The sequence below is a fragment of the Mesorhizobium sp. f-mel genome, from assembly GCF_053850215.1.
Map to the genome: position 1 here is coordinate 53,752 of NZ_JBSPTO010000022.1, position 18,565 is coordinate 72,316.

Annotated in this window: 17 protein-coding genes; 15 read left to right on the forward strand and 2 right to left on the reverse strand. The window is 62.2% G+C overall.

The window, feature by feature from the left end:
- The first annotated feature begins 129 nt into the window (after positions 1 to 129).
- The 15 genes from ACWUKX_RS22955 to lpxB all read left to right on the forward strand — a co-directional run bounded on the left by ACWUKX_RS22955 (position 130) and on the right by lpxB (position 15,535).
- Positions 130 to 1,428 carry a hypothetical protein gene (locus ACWUKX_RS22955; protein ID WP_456009147.1) on the forward strand — a complete coding sequence of 433 codons (1,299 nt, stop codon included), beginning with the start codon at positions 130 to 132 and terminating at the stop codon, positions 1,426 to 1,428.
- Positions 1,429 to 1,500: 72 nt separating this feature from the next.
- Positions 1,501 to 1,779 (forward strand): DUF4031 domain-containing protein, encoded by a 279-nt coding sequence (locus ACWUKX_RS22960; protein ID WP_029352779.1) that lies wholly within the window; start codon positions 1,501 to 1,503, stop codon positions 1,777 to 1,779.
- 206 nt (positions 1,780 to 1,985) lie between these two features.
- Entirely contained in the window at positions 1,986 to 2,783 is a 798-nt protein-coding gene (gene rpsB, locus ACWUKX_RS22965; RefSeq protein WP_456009149.1) for a 30S ribosomal protein S2, read from the forward strand.
- 117 nt (positions 2,784 to 2,900) lie between these two features.
- Positions 2,901 to 3,824: a translation elongation factor Ts gene (gene tsf, locus ACWUKX_RS22970; RefSeq protein WP_456009151.1), complete on the forward strand. Its 924-nt coding sequence runs from the start codon at positions 2,901 to 2,903 to the stop codon at positions 3,822 to 3,824.
- A gap of 298 nt (positions 3,825 to 4,122) precedes the next feature.
- Positions 4,123 to 4,845 (forward strand): UMP kinase, encoded by a 723-nt coding sequence (gene pyrH / locus ACWUKX_RS22975; protein ID WP_029352773.1) that lies wholly within the window; start codon positions 4,123 to 4,125, stop codon positions 4,843 to 4,845.
- Between the two features lie 123 nt (positions 4,846 to 4,968).
- Positions 4,969 to 5,523, forward strand: coding sequence for a ribosome recycling factor (gene frr, locus ACWUKX_RS22980; protein WP_036267909.1), 555 nt, complete (start codon positions 4,969 to 4,971; stop codon positions 5,521 to 5,523).
- 32 nt (positions 5,524 to 5,555) lie between these two features.
- Positions 5,556 to 6,287, forward strand: a complete 732-nt coding sequence (locus ACWUKX_RS22985; RefSeq protein WP_029352770.1) for an isoprenyl transferase — start codon at positions 5,556 to 5,558, stop codon at positions 6,285 to 6,287.
- A complete protein-coding gene (locus tag ACWUKX_RS22990; RefSeq protein ID WP_456009153.1) occupies positions 6,284 to 7,114 on the forward strand; it encodes a phosphatidate cytidylyltransferase in 831 nt (276 codons plus the stop codon). Before ACWUKX_RS22985 ends, ACWUKX_RS22990 begins: the two co-directional genes overlap by 4 nt.
- Before the next feature lie 115 nt (positions 7,115 to 7,229).
- Entirely contained in the window at positions 7,230 to 8,372 is a 1,143-nt protein-coding gene (gene rseP / locus ACWUKX_RS22995) for an RIP metalloprotease RseP (protein ID WP_456009155.1), read from the forward strand.
- Positions 8,373 to 8,589: 217 nt separating this feature from the next.
- On the forward strand, positions 8,590 to 10,944 hold the full coding sequence (gene bamA / locus ACWUKX_RS23000) for an outer membrane protein assembly factor BamA (protein ID WP_456009157.1): 2,355 nt from the start codon (positions 8,590 to 8,592) through the stop codon (positions 10,942 to 10,944).
- A 180-nt stretch (positions 10,945 to 11,124) separates the two neighbouring features.
- Entirely contained in the window at positions 11,125 to 12,183 is a 1,059-nt protein-coding gene (gene lpxD / locus ACWUKX_RS23005; RefSeq protein WP_456009158.1) for a UDP-3-O-(3-hydroxymyristoyl)glucosamine N-acyltransferase, read from the forward strand.
- 1 nt (position 12,184) lies between these two features.
- Positions 12,185 to 12,643 carry a 3-hydroxyacyl-ACP dehydratase FabZ gene (fabZ, locus tag ACWUKX_RS23010; RefSeq protein WP_095520391.1) on the forward strand — a complete coding sequence of 153 codons (459 nt, stop codon included), beginning with the start codon at positions 12,185 to 12,187 and terminating at the stop codon, positions 12,641 to 12,643.
- Positions 12,644 to 12,656: 13 nt separating this feature from the next.
- A complete protein-coding gene (lpxA, locus tag ACWUKX_RS23015; RefSeq protein ID WP_456009160.1) occupies positions 12,657 to 13,490 on the forward strand; it encodes an acyl-ACP--UDP-N-acetylglucosamine O-acyltransferase in 834 nt (277 codons plus the stop codon).
- Positions 13,477 to 14,379 carry an LpxI family protein gene (locus ACWUKX_RS23020; RefSeq protein WP_456009162.1) on the forward strand — a complete coding sequence of 301 codons (903 nt, stop codon included), beginning with the start codon at positions 13,477 to 13,479 and terminating at the stop codon, positions 14,377 to 14,379. Before lpxA ends, ACWUKX_RS23020 begins: the two co-directional genes overlap by 14 nt.
- On the forward strand, positions 14,369 to 15,535 hold the full coding sequence (gene lpxB / locus ACWUKX_RS23025; protein ID WP_456009163.1) for a lipid-A-disaccharide synthase: 1,167 nt from the start codon (positions 14,369 to 14,371) through the stop codon (positions 15,533 to 15,535). The genes ACWUKX_RS23020 and lpxB overlap by 11 nt, the downstream gene beginning before the upstream one ends.
- A gap of 92 nt (positions 15,536 to 15,627) precedes the next feature.
- On the opposite strand, the gene gltA is transcribed toward lpxB, so the two are convergent.
- Both gltA and gltX read right to left on the reverse strand, forming a co-directional pair.
- Positions 15,628 to 16,956: a citrate synthase gene (gltA, locus tag ACWUKX_RS23030; RefSeq protein WP_456009165.1), complete on the reverse strand. Its 1,329-nt coding sequence runs from the start codon at positions 16,954 to 16,956 to the stop codon at positions 15,628 to 15,630.
- 181 nt (positions 16,957 to 17,137) lie between these two features.
- Complete coding sequence (gltX, locus tag ACWUKX_RS23035; protein ID WP_029352749.1) at positions 17,138 to 18,562, reverse strand: glutamate--tRNA ligase; 1,425 nt, start codon at positions 18,560 to 18,562, stop codon at positions 17,138 to 17,140.
- Between the last annotated feature and the right edge of the window lie 3 nt (positions 18,563 to 18,565).

Sequence of the window (18,565 nt, forward strand, 5' to 3'; positions counted from 1 at the left end):
TGTAGCACTTTGATTTTGCGCATGATCCTTTCCGAAAATCGATTCCGATTTTTAGGGTCATGCGCCATGACTTGAACACGCCGCAATTGCATCTCAACTTCTACGCCGATGGGTCGATCGGGGGGTGGGTTGAGCAGAATCGATGTGTTCGTGGCGCCGAGGCCCAATCCGGCGCTGATCAGGATCATGACTGTAGTCAACCGGGTTGTCATGCTGCATGGCATTCCCGGGTTTCGCGACCTGTTGCCGTTCAACCGCCTGGCCGGATTGCGCGGCGTCGCCAATGTCCGTCATATCGACTTTCCCGACGACGACCGGCAGCGGCTGAAGGCCTGTTGCGGCGCCGGCAAGGCGACGTTCATCACGCCCAACCATCCGGAATTCTTTACCGACTGGATGATCGACAAGGAGATTGTCTCGCAGGTCAGTCCGCTCGCGGCATCCTGGGCCACGCATGGCGTCGTCAACGGCCTCGGCCGGATCATGCAGAAATTCTGGCTGGCCAACAATCTGATCGCCCAGATTCCCGGCAACAGTGGGGCCGCCAAGGAACACTCGATCGCCTGGGCGCTGAAAGGGCATGGTGTTCTCTTGCATCCCGAAGGCGGCGTCGGCTGGCATGCAAATGTCGTCGGTTCGCTCCTTCCGGGGGCGGTCGAGATGGGGTTCGAAGCGCTTAAGCGCGGTCGCGCCACGGATCAGGATTGTAGGATTTGGATCGCGCCGGTTGTCTGGAAGCTCGCCTTCACCAAAAATGTCGAGCCGGCGCTGGCGCAGGAATGCGCGTATGTCGAGAAGAGCCTGAAGATCGAACGCCGTGCCGCCGATACGCTGCCGGAGCGCGTCCACCATGTCTATGCGACGTTGCTGTCGCGCGATGAGATTGCCTGTGGCATGGCGCCCGACGAACGGGCTTCGTATGCAGCGCGTCAGACGCAACTGCTGCTCGAATTGAGCCGGCGCCTGGGGGAGGGCATTTCGTTCGATCCCGGCGCCAACGAGATCGCCGAGCTTTTGCGCCGGTCGCGCTGCTGGCTGCGGGAAAACACCGGCGACGCTGAGAGACAAAAACAGGTCCGCACGCTGGCGGACACGATCCAGCGTCTCCAGCGCGTCGGACCGTGGGCCTCAGTTAACTCGCGCATCACGCAAGAGGAGATCGCCGAGCATCTGAAGCGCGTCCGCAACGACTATTGCAAGGGCACGCTGCGCGACACGATCAACCGCTTCGTGCCGCAGCCGGCCGGGCCGCGCTGCGCGCATATCCGGGTGCCGGAACCGTTGGGATTGCATGCCTTTCGGGGCTCGATCGACGATGCGCTCGCCGAACTTCACAGCCGTATGCAGGCGGCTGTCACCACGTCAGTAGCCGAACTCGAAGCCGCCGGCGGCTTCATTTTCTATCCGAATCCCTTCTATCATCGCTAACGTTTGGATCTTGGCCCCAGGTGAACTGCGGCTCCGCTGGTCGGCGCAAGATGAAGGAGTGCGGCAAACCTAATGGCGGTGTATGTCGACGCGGCGATCTGGAAATGGGTCGGCCACCGCTGGTGTCATCTGCTGGCCGACGACACCGACGAGCTGCATCGTTTTGCAGCACAGCTCGGCGTCAAGCGCTCGTCCTATCAGGGGCCGCCGAAGACATCGGCGCCGCATTATGACATAACCGGCTTCGAGCGCGACCGCGCGGTGCGGCTAGGCGCCATCGAATGCAGCCGCGAAGAGATCGTTGCTGTTTTCCGGCGTGTCCGCGTGCCGAAGGGGAAGATACGACCATAGCCCGGGTGCGCTGATCGCCGCATGCTGAGCCGCAAGACACCGCAGCGCTTGCGTTTGCCGCGCATCCCCTCTATATGCGCGCTCATTCCACACACGGACTTTGGTGTCTGCCCGGGAGAAATCCGGCTGAAACCTCCGGTGGCGTTCGAGGACAAAGTCCAAAAATGCCTGTGTCCGTGGAGGCTAACCGGAAAGGATACTCGAGAATGGCTCTGCCTGATTTCAGCATGCGCCAGCTTTTGGAAGCTGGCATTCACTTCGGCCACCAGACTCACCGCTGGAACCCGAAGATGGCGCCCTATATCTATGGCGCCCGCAACAACATCCACATCATCGACCTCTCGCAGACGGTGCCGCTGCTGCACCAGGCGCTGAAGCAGGTTTCCGACACCGTCGCCAAGGGTGGCCGCGTGCTGTTCGTCGGCACCAAGCGCCAGGCGTCCGAGATCGTCGCCGACGCCGCGCAGCGCTCGGCCCAGTACTATGTCAACTCCCGCTGGCTCGGCGGCATGATGACCAACTGGAAGACGATCTCGAATTCCATCCAGCGCCTGCGCAAGCTCGACGAGATGCTGGCTGGCGAGGCCCAGGGGCTCACCAAGAAGGAGCGCCTCAACCTCGATCGCGAGCGCGAGAAGCTCGACAAGGCGCTGGGCGGCATCAAGGACATGGGCTCGACGCCCGACCTGATGTTCGTGATCGACACCAACAAGGAAGCGATCGCCATCCTCGAGGCCAAGCGCCTCGGCATCCCGGTCGTCGCCATCATCGATTCCAACTGCGACCCGGACAAGATCGATTTCCCGATCCCCGGCAATGATGACGCGGCCCGCGCCATCCAGCTCTATTGCGATCTGATCGCCAAGGCTGCAATCGACGGCATTGCTCGCCAGCAGGGCGCGCTTGGCGTCGACGTTGGCGCTTTGGCCGAGGCCCCGATCGAGCCGGCACTCGAGCCGACGCCGACCGCCGAGACACCGGCTGCCCGGACACCGGAAGCATAACAGGGAAGGCCGGTTTCGGCCTTCATCTTTTTCATATTCTGGCGCGCTAAGCGCTGGCGCCAGGCGCATCATCGAGGACCGGTGGTGCGTCGGTGCATTTTAAACAAAGAGGCGACAATGAGTATTTCGGCTGCACAGGTCAAAGAACTCCGCGACTTGACCGGCGCGGGCATGATGGACTGCAAGGCGGCGTTGAACGAGACCAACGGCAACATGGAAGAGGCCGTCGACTGGCTGCGCAAGAAGGGCATTTCCAAGGCCGACAAGAAGGCTGGCCGTACCGCGGCCGAAGGCCTGATCGGCGTCGATTCCGGTATCCGCGAGGCGGCGGTCGTCGAGGTCAATTCTGAGACCGACTTCGTTGCCCGCAACTCCGCCTTCCAGGAGATCGTCGCCAAGGTCGCCAAGGTCGCGCTCGCCTATGGCGGCAAGACCGAGGCCGTCACAGCCGCCCCGTATCCGGGTTCCGACAAGTCGGTTGCCGACACCATCAAGGACGCTGTCGGCACAATCGGTGAGAATCTTGGCTTCCGCCGTTCGGCCAAGCTCACGGTCGAGCACGGCGCTGTCGCGACCTACGTCCACAATGCGGTTGCCGACGGCCTTGGCAAGCTCGGCGTGCTGGTCGCCATCGAGACGACAGGCAACGCGCAGGCCGCCAACGCCTTTGCCCGTCAGGTCGCCATGCATGTCGCCGCCACCAACCCGATGGCGCTGACGACGGAGCAGCTCGATCCGGCCGCGGTCGAGCGCGAGAAGGCGATCTTCGCCGACCAGGCGCGCCAGTCCGGCAAGCCGGAGGCGATCATCGAGAAGATGGTCGAGGGCCGTCTGCGCAAGTTCTACGAAGAGGTCGTGCTGCTCAAGCAGGCTTTCGTGCTCAATCCCGACATCACCGTCGAGAAGGCGCTGCAGGATGCCGAGAAGGAAATCGGCGCACCGGCCAAGATCACTGCCTATCTGCGCTTCGCGCTCGGCGAGGGCATCGAGAAGGAAGAGACCGATTTTGCGGCGGAAGTCGCGGCGGCGGTCAAGAAGTAAACCGCAGCCTATCTTTCTGAAATGACTTTATGGCCGGGTGTCCGCGAGGATGCCCGGCCGATTTCTTGCGCGGTGCGGCCGGCGACAGGCCGGTTGGCTATCTGCCGGATCTGCTCATGCCCGGATCTGCTCATGCAAGGTGCATTTGCCGGCGTAAGCTAAAGGCTGGAAGAGAGTTTTCCGGTTCGGGCGCCGCGTGACATCGCGGCGCCCTTCGTGTATCGGAACCCAATGTTTCGGGGCAGCGCCTGCGCGGCGGCAGCCCGCGGCGCGTCACACGCACGATAATGAGGACCAGATGACGGTGAAGCCCCTCTACCGACGTGTCTTGCTGAAAGCATCTGGCGAAGCGTTGATGGGCGAGCAGCATTTCGGCATCGACGTGTCGGTAGTCGATCGCATCGCCGCCGACATCGCCGAGGCCCGCGCCCTGGGCATCGAGGTCGGCATCGTCATCGGCGGCGGCAACATCTTTCGCGGCGTGGCGGTTGCGTCCAAGGGAGGTGACCGGGTCACCGGCGACCACATGGGCATGCTCGCCACCGTCATCAACTCGCTGGCACTGCGCACTTCGCTGAACAAGATCGGCGTCGACGCGGTGGTGCTGTCGGCAATCGCCATGCCTGAGCTTTGCGAGAGCTTTTCGCAGCGCCAAGCGACCGCCTACATGAACCAGGGCAAGGTCGTCATTTTCGCCGGCGGCACCGGCAATCCTTTCTTCACCACCGATTCGGCCGCGGCGCTGCGCGCGGCAGAAATCGGCGCCGATGCGCTGTTCAAGGGTACGCAGGTCGACGGCGTTTATTCGGCAGATCCCAAGAAGGACCCGAATGCGACCCGCTTCGAGCGCATCAGCCATGGCGAAGTCATAAGACGCGGTCTTTCGATCATGGATACGGCCGCGATTGCACTTGCGCGCGAAAACAACATTCCGATAATCGTCTATTCGATCCACGAGAAGGGTGGTTTCGGTGATATTCTGAGGGGCGGCGGCCGTTGCACGGTCGTCACGGACGACTGATCGGGAGCCCGATCCCGAACCGAAGGTTTCCCGTAGGCGAAAAGCGGGAACCGGTTTTCGGATTGAGGCTTGAATACGGGATTACCCTGAAGTGAACCCGGCTAACGGGTCGAGGAGACGATGATGAGTGGCGAATACGATGATCTCAAACGGCGCATGGACGGGGCAATCGCTGCGTTCAAGCACGATCTGGCTTCGCTGCGGACCGGCCGCGCTTCGAGCAACCTGCTCGACGCGATCCAGGTGCAGGCCTACGGCACCACCATGCCGATCAACCAAGTGGCAAACGTGTCGGTGCCGGAGCCGCGCATGATTTCGGTTTCGGTCTGGGATAAGTCGATGGTCGGCGCGGTCGATCGCGCCATCCGTGAATCCAATCTCGGCTTCAATCCGATAGTCGATGGCACCAATCTCAGAATTCCGCTGCCCGAGCTCAACGAACAGCGCCGCAAGGAACTGGTCAAGATCTCGCACGGTTATGCAGAGAATGCCCGTATAGCCGTGCGCCACGTGCGCCGGGACGGCATGGAGTTTCTCAAAAAGGCGGAAAAGGACGGCGATATAAGCGAAGACGATCATCGCAAGCGGTCCGACCAGGTTCAGAAACTCACCGACGAGACGATCAGCACCATCGACCATCTGCTTTCCGATAAGGAAGCTGAAATCATGCAGGTTTAGGGTCTGGCCACTGCTGGCTCGAAAGCGAGAACATGACAAGCCCCGCGCATGTCGCGATCATCATGGACGGAAACGGACGCTGGGCCAAGGCGCGTGGCTTGCCACGGCTTGCTGGGCATCGTGCCGGCGTCGAGGCGCTGCGCAACACGGTGCGCGCCGCTCCTGGCCTTGGCATCTCGTTCCTGACCGTCTACGCCTTCTCGTCGGAAAACTGGTCGCGGCCGAAGTCCGAAGTCAGCGACCTGATGGGCCTGTTGAAAATCTTCATTCGCCGCGATCTCGCCGAACTGCACCAAAACGGCGTGCGGGTCAGGATCATCGGCGACAGGGCAGGGCTGCAGCCTGACATCAGGACCCTGCTTGAAGAGGCCGAAACCCTGACCGTCCACAACGACGCGCTGACCCTGGTCATCGCTTTCAACTATGGCGGACGCGACGAGATCGTGCGCACAGCGCGCAAGCTTGCCTCGGCGGTGGCGCGCGGCGAGCTCGACAGCGAGGCGATCACGGCCGAATCCTTTGCCGGCTCTCTCGACACCCAGGGTATTCCGGATCCGGAACTGGTCATCCGTACCAGCGGCGAGCTCAGGCTGTCGAATTTCCTTCTGTGGCAAGCGGCCTATAGCGAGCTTGTCTTCCTGCCTTGCTACTGGCCCGATTTCAGCCGCGAGCATTTGGCCGACGCATTGCGTGACTTTGCCAGTCGCGAGCGCCGTTTCGGCGGTCTGGGCGCTCAAGACGTCGCCGTGACGGCCAAGGGATGAGCAACCTCCAGCTTCGGGTTATTTCTGCCATCGTGCTTGCGGTCGTCACACTCAGCCTGACCTGGCTGGGCGGACTGCCCTTCCGGTTGCTTTGCGCGGCCATGACGATTCTGATCTTCTACGAATGGTCACGAATGTGCCGCCCGGTTGCCGCCACGGGTCTTGGTTTTCTGCCGGAAGCGCTGCTTCTGGTTTTCGTCGGCGGTTTGGTCGCCGGCTTGCCTGCGTCATGGCTTCTGCTTCTTGTGGCAGTGATGGTCGTTGTCACCGTGGCCGTGGGTTCGATGCGCCAGACTTCGATGCGCCAGGCGGGACAGTGGGACGCGTCCGGCCTTGCCTATGCCGCCATTTCCGGACTGTCACTTGCTCTTTTGCGTGACGGCGATCATCCCGGCCTCGTCGCCATTCTCTTCCTGTTCGCGGTGGTTTGGGCGACCGACATATCAGCCTTTTTCGTCGGCCGCGCTGTCGGCGGTCCGAAGCTTGCACCATCGATCTCGCCCGGCAAGACGCAGAGCGGGGCCCTCGGCGGCGCCGTCGGCGGCATGGTTGCCGGGCTGCTTCTGGCGGCCGCGGCCGGAGCCGGCAATCTCGCAGTGCTCAGCGTCGTCGCGCTCGTGCTTTCGCTCGTCTCCCAGGCCGGCGACCTTTTCGAATCATGGGTGAAGCGCCGCCACAACCGTAAGGATTCGGGCACGCTGATACCGGGCCATGGCGGCGTCATGGACCGGGTCGACGGGCTTGTCGCGGCGGCTTTCGCCCTGTACGTCATCGGCTGGATTTCGGCGACCGCCGACCATCCGGCACAGGGGCTGTTTCCAGCTTGACCAGCATTGATTCCCGGCCTGGTTTCTTGACCTGCGCAGGATGCGCCATGGATTCGCCTGGATTGATGCCACAGTCGCGGTACGACCGTGCTGCGGACGAATTTGAGGACATGAGTTGAACGAGATTCTTCACGCGGTTTTCAGCACGGAAGGCTTTGTCCTCGGCACGCTGGTGCCGTTCCTGTTCGTGCTGACCGTAGTCGTGTTCGTCCACGAGATGGGCCATTATCTCGTCGGCCGCTGGTGCGGCATCGGCGTGAAAGTCTTTTCGATCGGCTTCGGCCCGGAACTCTTCGGCTTCAATGACAGCCATGGCACGCGCTGGAAACTCTGCGCCATACCACTCGGCGGCTACGTCAAATTCGTCGGCGACATGAACGCCACATCGAGCCAACCCAGCTCGGAGGAGCTCGAAACGCTGACCGATGCCGAGCGCAAGATCGCGTTTCACACGCAGCCGGTCTGGAAGCGCGCCGCGACTGTGGTGGCCGGTCCGCTGTTCAATTTCCTGTTGACGATCGCCGTCTTCGCGGTGCTGTTTACCGCCTATGGCCGCCCTGTGATGGAGCCGATGGTGGCTGAAGTCACCGCCGACAGTCCGGCGGCGCAGGCCGGGATCCTGCCCGGGGACCGATTCGTCAGCGTCGACGGCAGCAAGGTCCAGACCTTCGCCGACGTCCAGCGCCGGGTCTCGGGCCGCGGCGGCGACGCCATCACCTTCGTCATGCTGCGCGACGGCAAGGAGATCACCGTTACGGCGACGCCGCGGTTAATGGAACAGGAAGACGCGCTGGGCAACAAGGTCAAGGTGGCCGTGATCGGCGTCGTCAACAACCAGGAATTCGGCCAACCGCGCCTGATCACCTACAGCCCGGCTGGCGCACTGGCTGCCGCGGTCGAGGAAACCGGCCACATCATCCAGGGTACCGGCCAGTTCCTGCAGCGTTTCGTCGTCGGTCGCGAAGACAAATGCCAGCTGGGCGGTCCAATCAAGATCGCAAAGATGTCGGGGCAGGCGGCAAAACTGGGCTTCGACTGGCTTGTGCAACTTGTTGCGCTGTTGTCGGTCGGGATCGGTATTCTCAACCTTTTGCCGATTCCCCCCCTCGACGGCGGCCATCTCCTGTTCTACGGCGTGGAGGCCGTCATTCGGCGACCGGTGTCGGAACGGATGATGGAAATGGGTTACAGGGCCGGCCTGCTTCTCGTCTTGGGCTTCATGGGGTTCGTTTTCTGGAACGACCTTTTTGGATGCTGAAATCATGAAGAAATTTGGCTTCGGCACAGCCAATGTTGAGACGCCGTTTACCATGCATGGGGATATGCGTGACGCGAAAGCCACGCAACAGGGTTAAGTAAATACAAATTAACCAGGAGCCTTGCGTGTAGGGAAAATCCGGTTAATACGGTAGGGGAATTTACCGCACGTCCGGTTTTCTCGCCGTGGGGACTTCGAGAAAAGGTACAAAAGCCCGATGAAGGCAGCATCCAAGTTTCTGAGCGCCGCGTCTGCGGTGGCCCTGTCCGCCGCCCTGGTCGTACCAGGTGCGCTCGCAGTACAGTTCGTTGCCACATCGGCGGCAGAGGCCGCTGTTGTTTCAAGAGTTGAAGTCAGCGGCAATCAGCGTGTCGACGCCGACACGATCCGCAACTACGTCACGATCAAGCCCGGCAAGCCATTTTCCAGTTCCGATATCGACGATGCGGTCAAGGCGCTGTTCGGCACCGGGCTGTTCTCGGACGTCCAGATCAACCAGGTCGGTTCGTCGCTGGTCATCAAGGTTTCCGAATATCAGGTCGTGAACCAGGTGCTGTTCCAGGGCAACAAGAAGCTCAAGGACAACGCCCTTGCGGCCGCGGTCCAGTTGAAGCCGCGTGGAACGTTCTCGCAGCAGGCGCTCGATGCCGATGTCGAGGCGGTCAAGGCTGCCTACAGGCGTATCGGCCGCGACGACGCCGCCGTGACCACCCAGATTATGGACCTCGGCGACAACCGCGTGAACGTGGTCTTCAACATCAACGAAGGCGGCCGCACGCAGATCGCCGCGATCAATTTCGTCGGCAACAGTGCCTACTCGAGCCGTCGCCTGTCCGACGTCATCTCCACCAAGCGCTCGTCCATCCTTTCGTTCGTGCTGCGCGACGACGTCTATGACGAAGATAAGCTGCGCGCCGACGAGGAGCTGCTGCGCCGTTTTTATTACAATCACGGCTATGCTGACTTCCAGGTGATTTCCGCGGTCGGCGAACTCGACGAAACCACCAACAAGTACACGGTGACCATCACCGTGCAGGAGGGCGACCGCTACACCTTCGGCGACGTCAGCGTCGAGAGCACGATTCCCGAGGTCGACGCTGCATCGCTGCAGTCGGCGGTCGAAACCCACAAGGGCGACGTCTACAACGCTGAGAACGTCGAAGACACCATCATTGCGTTGACCGAGAGGGTCGCCGGTTCCGGCTATCCCTTCGCCCAGGTGACGCCGCGCGGCGACCGCAATTTCGAGAACCACACCATTTCAGTGGTCTATACGATCGACCAGGGCACCAAGGCCTATGTCGAGCGCATCGAGATTCGCGGCAACGACCGGACACGCGACTATGTCATTCGCCGCGAATTCGACGTGAGCGAGGGCGATGCCTTCAACCAGGTTCTCATCCAGCGCGCGAAGAAGCGGCTGGAAGCGCTCGATTATTTTGAAAAAGTCGAAGTTTCCACCGTTCCCGGCTCTGAGCCAGACCAGGTGGTGCTCGTGGTCGACGTGGTCGAAAAATCGACCGGCGAGTTCTCGATTGGCGCCGGCTATTCGACAGGCGGCGACACGTCAGGCCCGTCCGTCGAGGGATCGATCACCGAGCGCAACTTCCTCGGACGCGGCCAGTTCATCAAACTATCGGCGGGCGGCGGCAGGAATTCGCGCGACTACAGCTTCTCCTTCACCGAGCCCTATTTCCTCGGGCGGCGCATTGCCGCCGGTTTCGATGTCTTCAATCGAACCAGGGAGTACGACGACTATAAGAGCGAGACGCTAGGCGCGACAGTGCGCTTCGGCCTGCCGATCACCGACAACATCTCGACGCAGCTGGCGTACAATATCGCGCAGGAAAAGTACAAGCTCGACGATGACTGCGATCCACTGGCTGGCTGCGACATCTCTCAGGCTGTCCTAAACGGCATTGCGGAAAGCCCGTGGCTCAAGTCGTCGGTCAGCCTTGGCCTGGTCTACAACACCATCGACGACATGAAGAACCCGCATGAAGGCATCTTCGCCAATGTCACCACGGAAGTGGCCGGCCTCGGCGGCGACGCCAAGTTCGTCAAGGTGACCGCGCGCGGCAGCGTCTACCAGACATTGTCGGAGCAGCTTGATCTGGTGGGGGTGATTTCGGGCGGGGCTGGCCATATCCAGGGCTTCGGCTCCGGCGATCTGCGCATCTTCGATCATTTCCAGAGCAGCGACCGCATGATACGCGGCTTCGCTTATGGCGGCATCGGTCCGGCCGCCCCAGCACCCAGCGACGACCATCTCGGCGGCACCACCTATTTCAACGCCTCGGCGGAAGCCCAGTTCCCGATGCCGGTCATTCCGGAGAGCTTCGGCCTTCGCGGCGCGGTGTTCGCCGATGCTGCGACGCTCTATGGCAGCAAGATCGAGACTGCACTGGTCGACCAGTCGACGGTGGACATGCAGTGGCGCGCCTCTGTTGGCGTCGGTCTGATGTGGGCGTCGCCCTTTGGCCCGATCCGCATCGACTATGCGATTCCGGTCCTCAAGGAGGACACCGACGACGTGCAGGAATTCAACTTCGGTATATCGACCCGCTTCTGATCGGCGGACAACGATGCTTCCGGGTCGTTGGCGTCCGGAAGAGAGTGATCCGACACTACAGCGCCGCGCGTCCTCTTGGACGCGCAAAGGACGCTGTAGAACTTTGATTTTGCGCATGATCCTTTCCGAAAATCGATTCCGATTTTCGGGGTCATGCGCTAGCTGGATATAGCTTCTGGAATGACCGATCCGGTGTTCTTCGCGCCATCACGCCGGTATACGGCTGGCGAAGTCGCGAATCTGACCGGCTCGGTGCTTGTTGATTCCGACCTCTCTGATATATCGATCGAAGCCTTGGCGCCGGCAAGCGAAGGCGGCGAGCACGCTCTTGTCTTCGTCGATGGCAGGCGCAACTCCGCGCTGATGCAATCGCTGCGGGCAGCGGCGGTTCTCTGTCCCGCCGAATTTGCCGGCAAAGCGCCGGCGGGCATCGCGGTTTTGGTCCATCCACGCCCGCAACAGGCTTTCGCGATGGTCGGACGCCTTCTTTTTCCGGCGGCTGCGACACCGGCGCCGATGACCGGCGAAACCGGTATCTCGCCGCATGCCCATGTCGATCCATCGGCGCATGTCGAGGCCGGCGCGATCGTCGAGGCCGGCGCGATCATCGGCCCCCGCGCATCTATCGGCAGCGGAACCGTCATCGCTCCTCATGCCGTCATCGGTCCCTCCTGCCAGTTCGGCCGCGACGGCTATGTCGGTCCAGGCGCCAGCATCCAGTACGCGCTTATCGGCAACCGCGTCATCATTCATGGCGGCGCCCGCATCGGCCAGGACGGTTTTGGCTTCGTGGCCGGCGCCAAGGGCCCGGAGCGCGTCCCGCAAATCGGCCGGGTCGTTATCCAGGACGACGTCGAGATCGGCTCGAACACCACGGTCGATCGTGGCGCCATGTCCGACACGATCATCGGTCAAGGCACCAAGATCGACAATCTGGTGCAGATCGCTCATAACGTCCGTATCGGCCGCAACTGCATAATCGCCGGCCTTTCGGGTATTTCCGGTTCCGTAACGGTGGGCGACAACGTCACCATGGGTGGCGGTGTCGGCCTTGCAGATCACCTGACCATAGGGACAGGAGCCAAGCTTGCTGCAAGAAGCGGGTTCATGAGCAACGTCCCTGCGGGCGAGATTTGGGGTGGGTACCCAGCGCAGCCCATGGCGGAAGCCATGCGGGAGATCGCGGCTCTGCGAAGACTGGCCAGGGCGCGCAAATCAGGCGACGGAGGGAAGAACTGAGATGGTGGCGGCGACGACGCTCGAGGCGGTCGACATATTGGGGCTGATGAAGCTCCTGCCGCATCGCTATCCGTTCCTGATGATCGACCGCATCATCGACATCGATGGCGACGAGTCCGCTATAGGCATCAAGAACGTGACCATAAACGAGCCGCATTTCCAGGGTCATTTCCCGGATCAGCCGGTCATGCCCGGCGTGCTGATCGTCGAGGCGATGGCGCAGACGGCCGGCGCCATCTGCATCCGCAGCCTTGGCACCGAAAAACCCTCGCTGGTCTATTTCCTGACCATCGACAATGCCAAATTCCGTAAACCGGTCGTTCCCGGCGACCAGTTGAAGATCCATGTGAAGAAAATCAAGAAACGCGGCAACCTTCTCAAATTCGCCTGCGAGGCTCTGGTCGACGGCGTCAAGGCCGCGGAAGCCGAGATCTCGGCGATGATGGTTACGAGCGACTGACGATCGAATGCTTATGAAAATCCAGACAGTCATCCATCCATCGTCGGTCATCGAGGCCGGCGCAAAAATCGGCGAAGGCGTCCGCATCGGGCCGTTCTGCCACATCAGCGCCGAGGCGATGATCGGCGACCGCGTCGAACTGGTCAGCCACGTCTCGGTGATGGGCGCGACCATCATCGGTGCGTCGACCAAAGTGTATCCGATGGCGACACTGGGCGCGCCGCCGCAGAACACCAAGCACAAGGGCGGCCGCACCACGCTGGTCATCGGCGAGAACTGCACGATCCGCGAAGGCGTGACCATGCACCTCGGCACCGATTCCAGCCGCGGCGAGACGACGATTGGCGACAACGGCAACTTCCTTGCCTACGCCCACATCGCCCATGACTGCATCGTCGGCAAGAATGCCACCTTCGCCAATCAGGCGACGCTGGGCGGCCATTGCGAGATCGGCGACAACGTCTATATCGGTGGCCTCACCGCCGTTCATCAGTTTGTCCGCGTCGGCGACAACGCCTTTCTCGGCGGTTGCTCGGCAATCGTCGGGGATGTCATTCCCTACGCCATCGCCGTCGGCAATCGCGCCAGCCTTCGCGGACTCAACATCATCGGCCTGAAGCGCGCGGGCCTGCCGCGCTCCGAGATCCATACGCTGCGCAAGGCCTACAGGACGATCTTCGATCGCTCCCGAACCGTCGGCGAGAACGTCGAGTTCGCCAAGGCGGAATTCGCCTCGTCACCGACCGCCATGAAAATCATCGATTTCATCGCCAGTCGCGGCAAGCGGCACTATGCCGTCCCGTCGCTCAAGGCTGGCGACGGCGACGATGCAGATGACGAAGATTGAGGCCACCCGGACGGGCCTTGATCTCGCGCCAGACGCCAAGGTCGGCATCATTGCCGGCGGCGGCAGTCTGCCGGTCGAAGTCGCCAGGGCGCTTGGTGGGCAAGGTAAGTCTCCCTTCGTGGTAATCGTGGCGGGCGAGGTCGACCGCATATCCGATTTCGACGCCTACGAGCAGGCAACGTTGAGGCTGGAGGATGTCGGCTCACTGCTGCCGACGCTCAAAAATCATCATGTTACCCATTTGGTGACAGCGGGCCATATCACACGCCGTCCCCGGCTGAGCGCCATGCGCCTCAATCTCGGCCTGCTCGCCTGGGTGCCCAGCCTTCTTGTCGGTGTAACCCAAGGCGACGACACCGTGCTGAAACTGTTCGTGCGGAGGATCGAGCGCAGCGGCATCAACGTTGTCGGCGCCCATGAGATCGTGCCGGAATTGGTCGCTGCCGAAGGCGCGCTGACCAAGGCTATGCCGCGGAAATCCGATTGGCGCGACATCGAAGCTGCGCATACGGCGGCAAAGGCCATCGGCGCGCTGGATATCGGCCAGGCGGCTGTTGCGATCGGCGGCCGCGCCATCGCGCTGGAGGGCGTCGAGGGCACTGACGGATTGCTCGATCGAACAAGGCAGTTGCGCGACCATGGCAGGCTGGCCGGCAGAACGCGCGGCGTCCTGGTCAAATGCGCCAAGCCCGGCCAGGAGTTGCGCGCCGACCTGCCCTCCATCGGCCCGCAGACGGTCGAGGCGGCGCATGCCGCCGGACTTGCCGGCATTGCCATCGAAGCCGGCCGCTCGCTGGTTCTGGAAGGCCCTGCCGTCGTTGCCCGCGCCAATGCGCTCGGCCTATTCGTGATCGGCCTGCCTGCTGCGGAGCCGATGCATGGCGACTAAGAAACCGCTGAAGATCGCCATCGTCGCCGGCGAGGAATCCGGCGACCTGCTTGGCGCCGACATCGTAGCGTCGCTCAAGCGCGCGACTGGCCGCGAGGTCCGGCTCGTCGGCATCGGCGGCCGGCATTTGCAGGGGCTCGGCCTCACGCCGCTCTTCGACGGCGGCGAGATCGCGCTGATGGGCCTGAGCGCCATCCTGCGCGACCTGCCGCGCCTGATGCGACGGATCAGCCAGACGGCCGACGCGGTCGCCGGTGAAAAGCCCGACTGCCTCATCACCATCGACAGCCCGGATTTTTCGCTGCGCGTGGCGAAGAAGGTGCGTGCCGCCGATCCGGCAATCCCGATCATCCACTATGTCTGCCCGAGCGTCTGGGCGTGGCGGCCCGGCAGGGCGGAAGCGATGAAACCGTATGTCGATCATATCCTCTGCATCCTGCCTTTCGAGGTGAAGGAGCTCGCCCGCCTCGGCGGTCCGCCCGGCACTTATGTCGGCCATCGCCTTACGCACGATCCGGGCGTGCTCGGCGCTGCCAAGGCGCAAAGCCTGCCGCGCGACCTGTCCGAGGATCGTGTGAAGACACTGCTTGTGCTGCCCGGCTCGCGTCGCGGTGAGGTGCGACGGCTGGTTGGCCCGTTCGGCAAGGCGATCTCGATCCTACGCGCACGCGGACACCGCTTGCGCCTGCTGTTGCCGACGGTGCCGCATGTCGCCGACCTAGTCAGGGCTTCGGTGGCAAGCTGGGACGAGAAGCCGGAGATCATCCTTGATACCGAACGCAAATGGCAGGCCTTCGGCAAGGCCGATGCAGCGCTGATCGCATCGGGAACGGTGTCGCTGGAACTGGCGCTGTCGGGCGTGCCGATGATCTCCTGCTACCGGCTCGATCCGGTCATGCGGATTGCCCAGCGCCTGATCACCGTATGGAGCGCCGCCTTGCCCAATCTCATCGCCGATCGCCCGATCGTGCCGGAAAGCTACAACGAATATGTGCGGCCGCACTATCTGGCGCGGCAGTTGGAGGCGCTTTTTTCCGACACCCCCTATCGCGCATGGCAGAAGGACGGTTTTGCCGAGGTGGCCAGACGCATGGCCGTTGATGAACCTTCCGGCGATATCGCTGCGGGGGTCGTGATGAAATACATCAAAGGGTGAGTAGTGAGTAGTGAGTAGTGAGTAGTGAAGATAGCAGAGCATCGCTCGGCGTCTAGAATTCCTATTTACTAATCACTACTCACTTCTTTTATTCACCGTTTAGCAATCGGCACGTAGTCGCGTTCCGGCGCACCGGTATAGAGCTGGCGCGGGCGACCGATCTTCTGGTGCGGATCCTCGATCATCTCTTTCCACTGCGCGATCCAGCCGACGGTACGGGCGACCGCGAACAGCACGGTGAACATGGTGGTGGGGAAGCCCAGCGCCTTCAGCGTGATGCCGGAATAGAAATCGACGTTCGGATAAAGCTTCTTCTCGATGAAATAGGAGTCGGTCAGCGCGATCTTTTCCAGTTCCATGGCGATGTCGAGCAGCGGATCATCCTTGATGCCGAGTTCGCCCAAAACCTCATGTGCGGTCTTCTGCATGATCTTGGCGCGCGGATCGTAGTTCTTGTAGACGCGGTGGCCAAAGCCCATCAACCGGAACGGATCGTTCTTGTCCTTGGCGCGGGCGATGAATTCCGGGATGTGGTCGACATGGCCGATCTCGCCCAGCATGTTCAAGGCCGCTTCGTTGGCGCCGCCATGAGCCGGTCCCCACAGGCAGGCGATGCCGGCGGCGATGCAGGCAAACGGGTTGGCGCCCGACGAGCCGGCGAGGCGAACGGTCGAGGTCGAGGCGTTCTGCTCGTGATCGGCATGCAGGATGAAGATGCGCTCCATCGCACGTGCCAGCACCGGATTGATCTTGTATTCCTCACACGGCACGGCAAAGCACATATGCAGGAAGTTGGCCGCGAAATTCAGCTCGTTCTTCGGGTAAATGAAGGGCTGGCCGATGTGGTACTTATAAGCCATCGCCGCGATCGTCGGCATCTTGGCGATCAGCCGCATCGACGCGACCATGCGCTGGTAGGGGTCCGAGATGTCGGTGGAATCGTGATAGAAGGCTGACAGCGCGCCGACCACGCCGCACATCACCGCCATCGGGTGCGCGTCGCGGCGAAAGCCGGTGAAGAAGCGCGACATCTGCTCGTGCACCATGGTGTGGCGCGTCACCCGGTAGTCGAAATCGTCCTTCTGCGCCTTGGTCGGCAATTCGCCGTAGAGCAAGAGGTAGCAGACTTCGAGGAAGTCGCCATGCTCGGCCAACTGGTCGATCGGATAGCCGCGATGCAAAAGGACGCCGGCATCGCCATCGATGAAGGTGATTTCCGACTCGCAGCTTGCCGTCGAAGTGAAGCCGGGATCATAAGTGAACGCCCCGGTGGTGCTGTAAAGCGAGCCGATATCGATGACGTCTGGTCCGACCGAGCCGCTTCGCACCTTGAGCTCGTGAGTTTTGCCGCCGAATTCAAGTTTCGCAGTCGACGCGTGGGTTTTGCCGCCAAATTCCATTTTTGTCGCAGCTTCGGACATTGCAAACTCCTTTAGGTTTTCTCATGCCGGCAAAGGCGAAATATCTGCAACGCAACACTTCGAAAGCACCGGAGTTCGCGCGTTTGCGCCCGCAATTGGATTTGCGTGCCAAATTGGGCCAAGGCCTAATGTTGCACTGCGAAACCCACCTTTCAATGCCAATCTTCTTGGGCCAGTTTTGCTAATCGATTTGATCCGCGACGCGCGCCAGGCTTTCCTCGCGGCCAAGCACGGCAAGCACATCGAACACGCCCGGCGAGGTGCTTTTGCCGGTGAGCGCGGCGCGCAAGGGTTGGGCCACAGCGCCGAGCTTATGGCCGCCGGCCACCGCATATTCCCGGATCGCAGCCTCCGCTGCTTCGGCCGTCCAGTCGCCTGAAATCGCCTTCAGCGCCGCATGAGCACCCCGCAAGATCTCGCGCGCATCACCGCCGAGCAGCGCCGCCGCCTTCTCGTCGATCCGCAGCGGCCGCTCGGCAAACAGGAAGGCGGCACCGTCGGCCAGCTCGACCAGTGTCTTGGCCCGCTCCTTTAAGCCGGGCAGGGCGGCGAGCAACTGCGCCTTGCGCGTGTCGTCGAGGCGCGCTGCGATCGCCGGGCCGCCTTCCAGATAGGGCAAAGTGGCGATGAAGATATCGAGCAATTCGGCGTCGTTCATGCGGCGCATATGCACGCCGTTCAGCGCCTCCAGCTTGGCGAAGTCGAAGCGGGCGGCCCCCTTGTTGACGTCGCCGATGTCGAACCAGGCAATCATGTCGGCGATCGACATGACCTCGTCGTCGCCGTGGCTCCAGCCAAGCCGCGCCAGGTAGTTGAGCAGTGCCTCAGGCAGGTAGCCCATGGCACGATAGGCTTCGACGCCTAGGGCACCGTGCCGCTTCGACAGCTTGGCACCGTCGGCGCCATGGATCAGCGGGATATGCGACATCGACGGCACGTCCCAGTCCATGGCTCGATAGATCACCATCTGGCGGGCGGCATTGGTCAGATGGTCGTCGCCGCGGATGATGTGGGTGATGCCCATGTCATGGTCGTCGACGACGACGGCATGCATATAGGTCGGATTGCCGTCCGAGCGCAGGATGATGAAATCGTCGAGATCCTTGTTGGGGAAGCGGACTTCGCCCTGCACGCGGTCATGCACCACCGTCTCGCCGCCGGCCGGCGCCTTGATGCGGATCGCGCCCTTTGCTCCGGCCGGCGCCTCCGACGGGTCGCGGTCGCGCCAGCGGCCGTCATACCGAGGAGGCAGCCCCTTGGCACGCGCGCTCTCGCGCATCGCCTCCAACTCGGCCGGCGTCGCATAGCAGTAATAGGCTTTGCCGAGCCGCACCAGCTCCTCGGCGACCGCGCGGTGGCGCGGCGCGCGCTCGAGCTGCGATACCGGCTCGCCGTCCCAGGTGAGGCCGAGCCAGGCGAGCCCATCGAGAATGGCAGCGGTTGCCGCATCGGTCGAACGCTCGCGATCGGTGTCCTCGATGCGCAGCAGCATCTTGCCGCCAGTGTGTTTCGCATACAGCCAGTTGAACAGCGCCGTGCGCGCCCCGCCAATATGCAGGAAGCCGGTGGGCGAGGGGGCAAAACGGGTGACGACCTTGTCGGACATGGA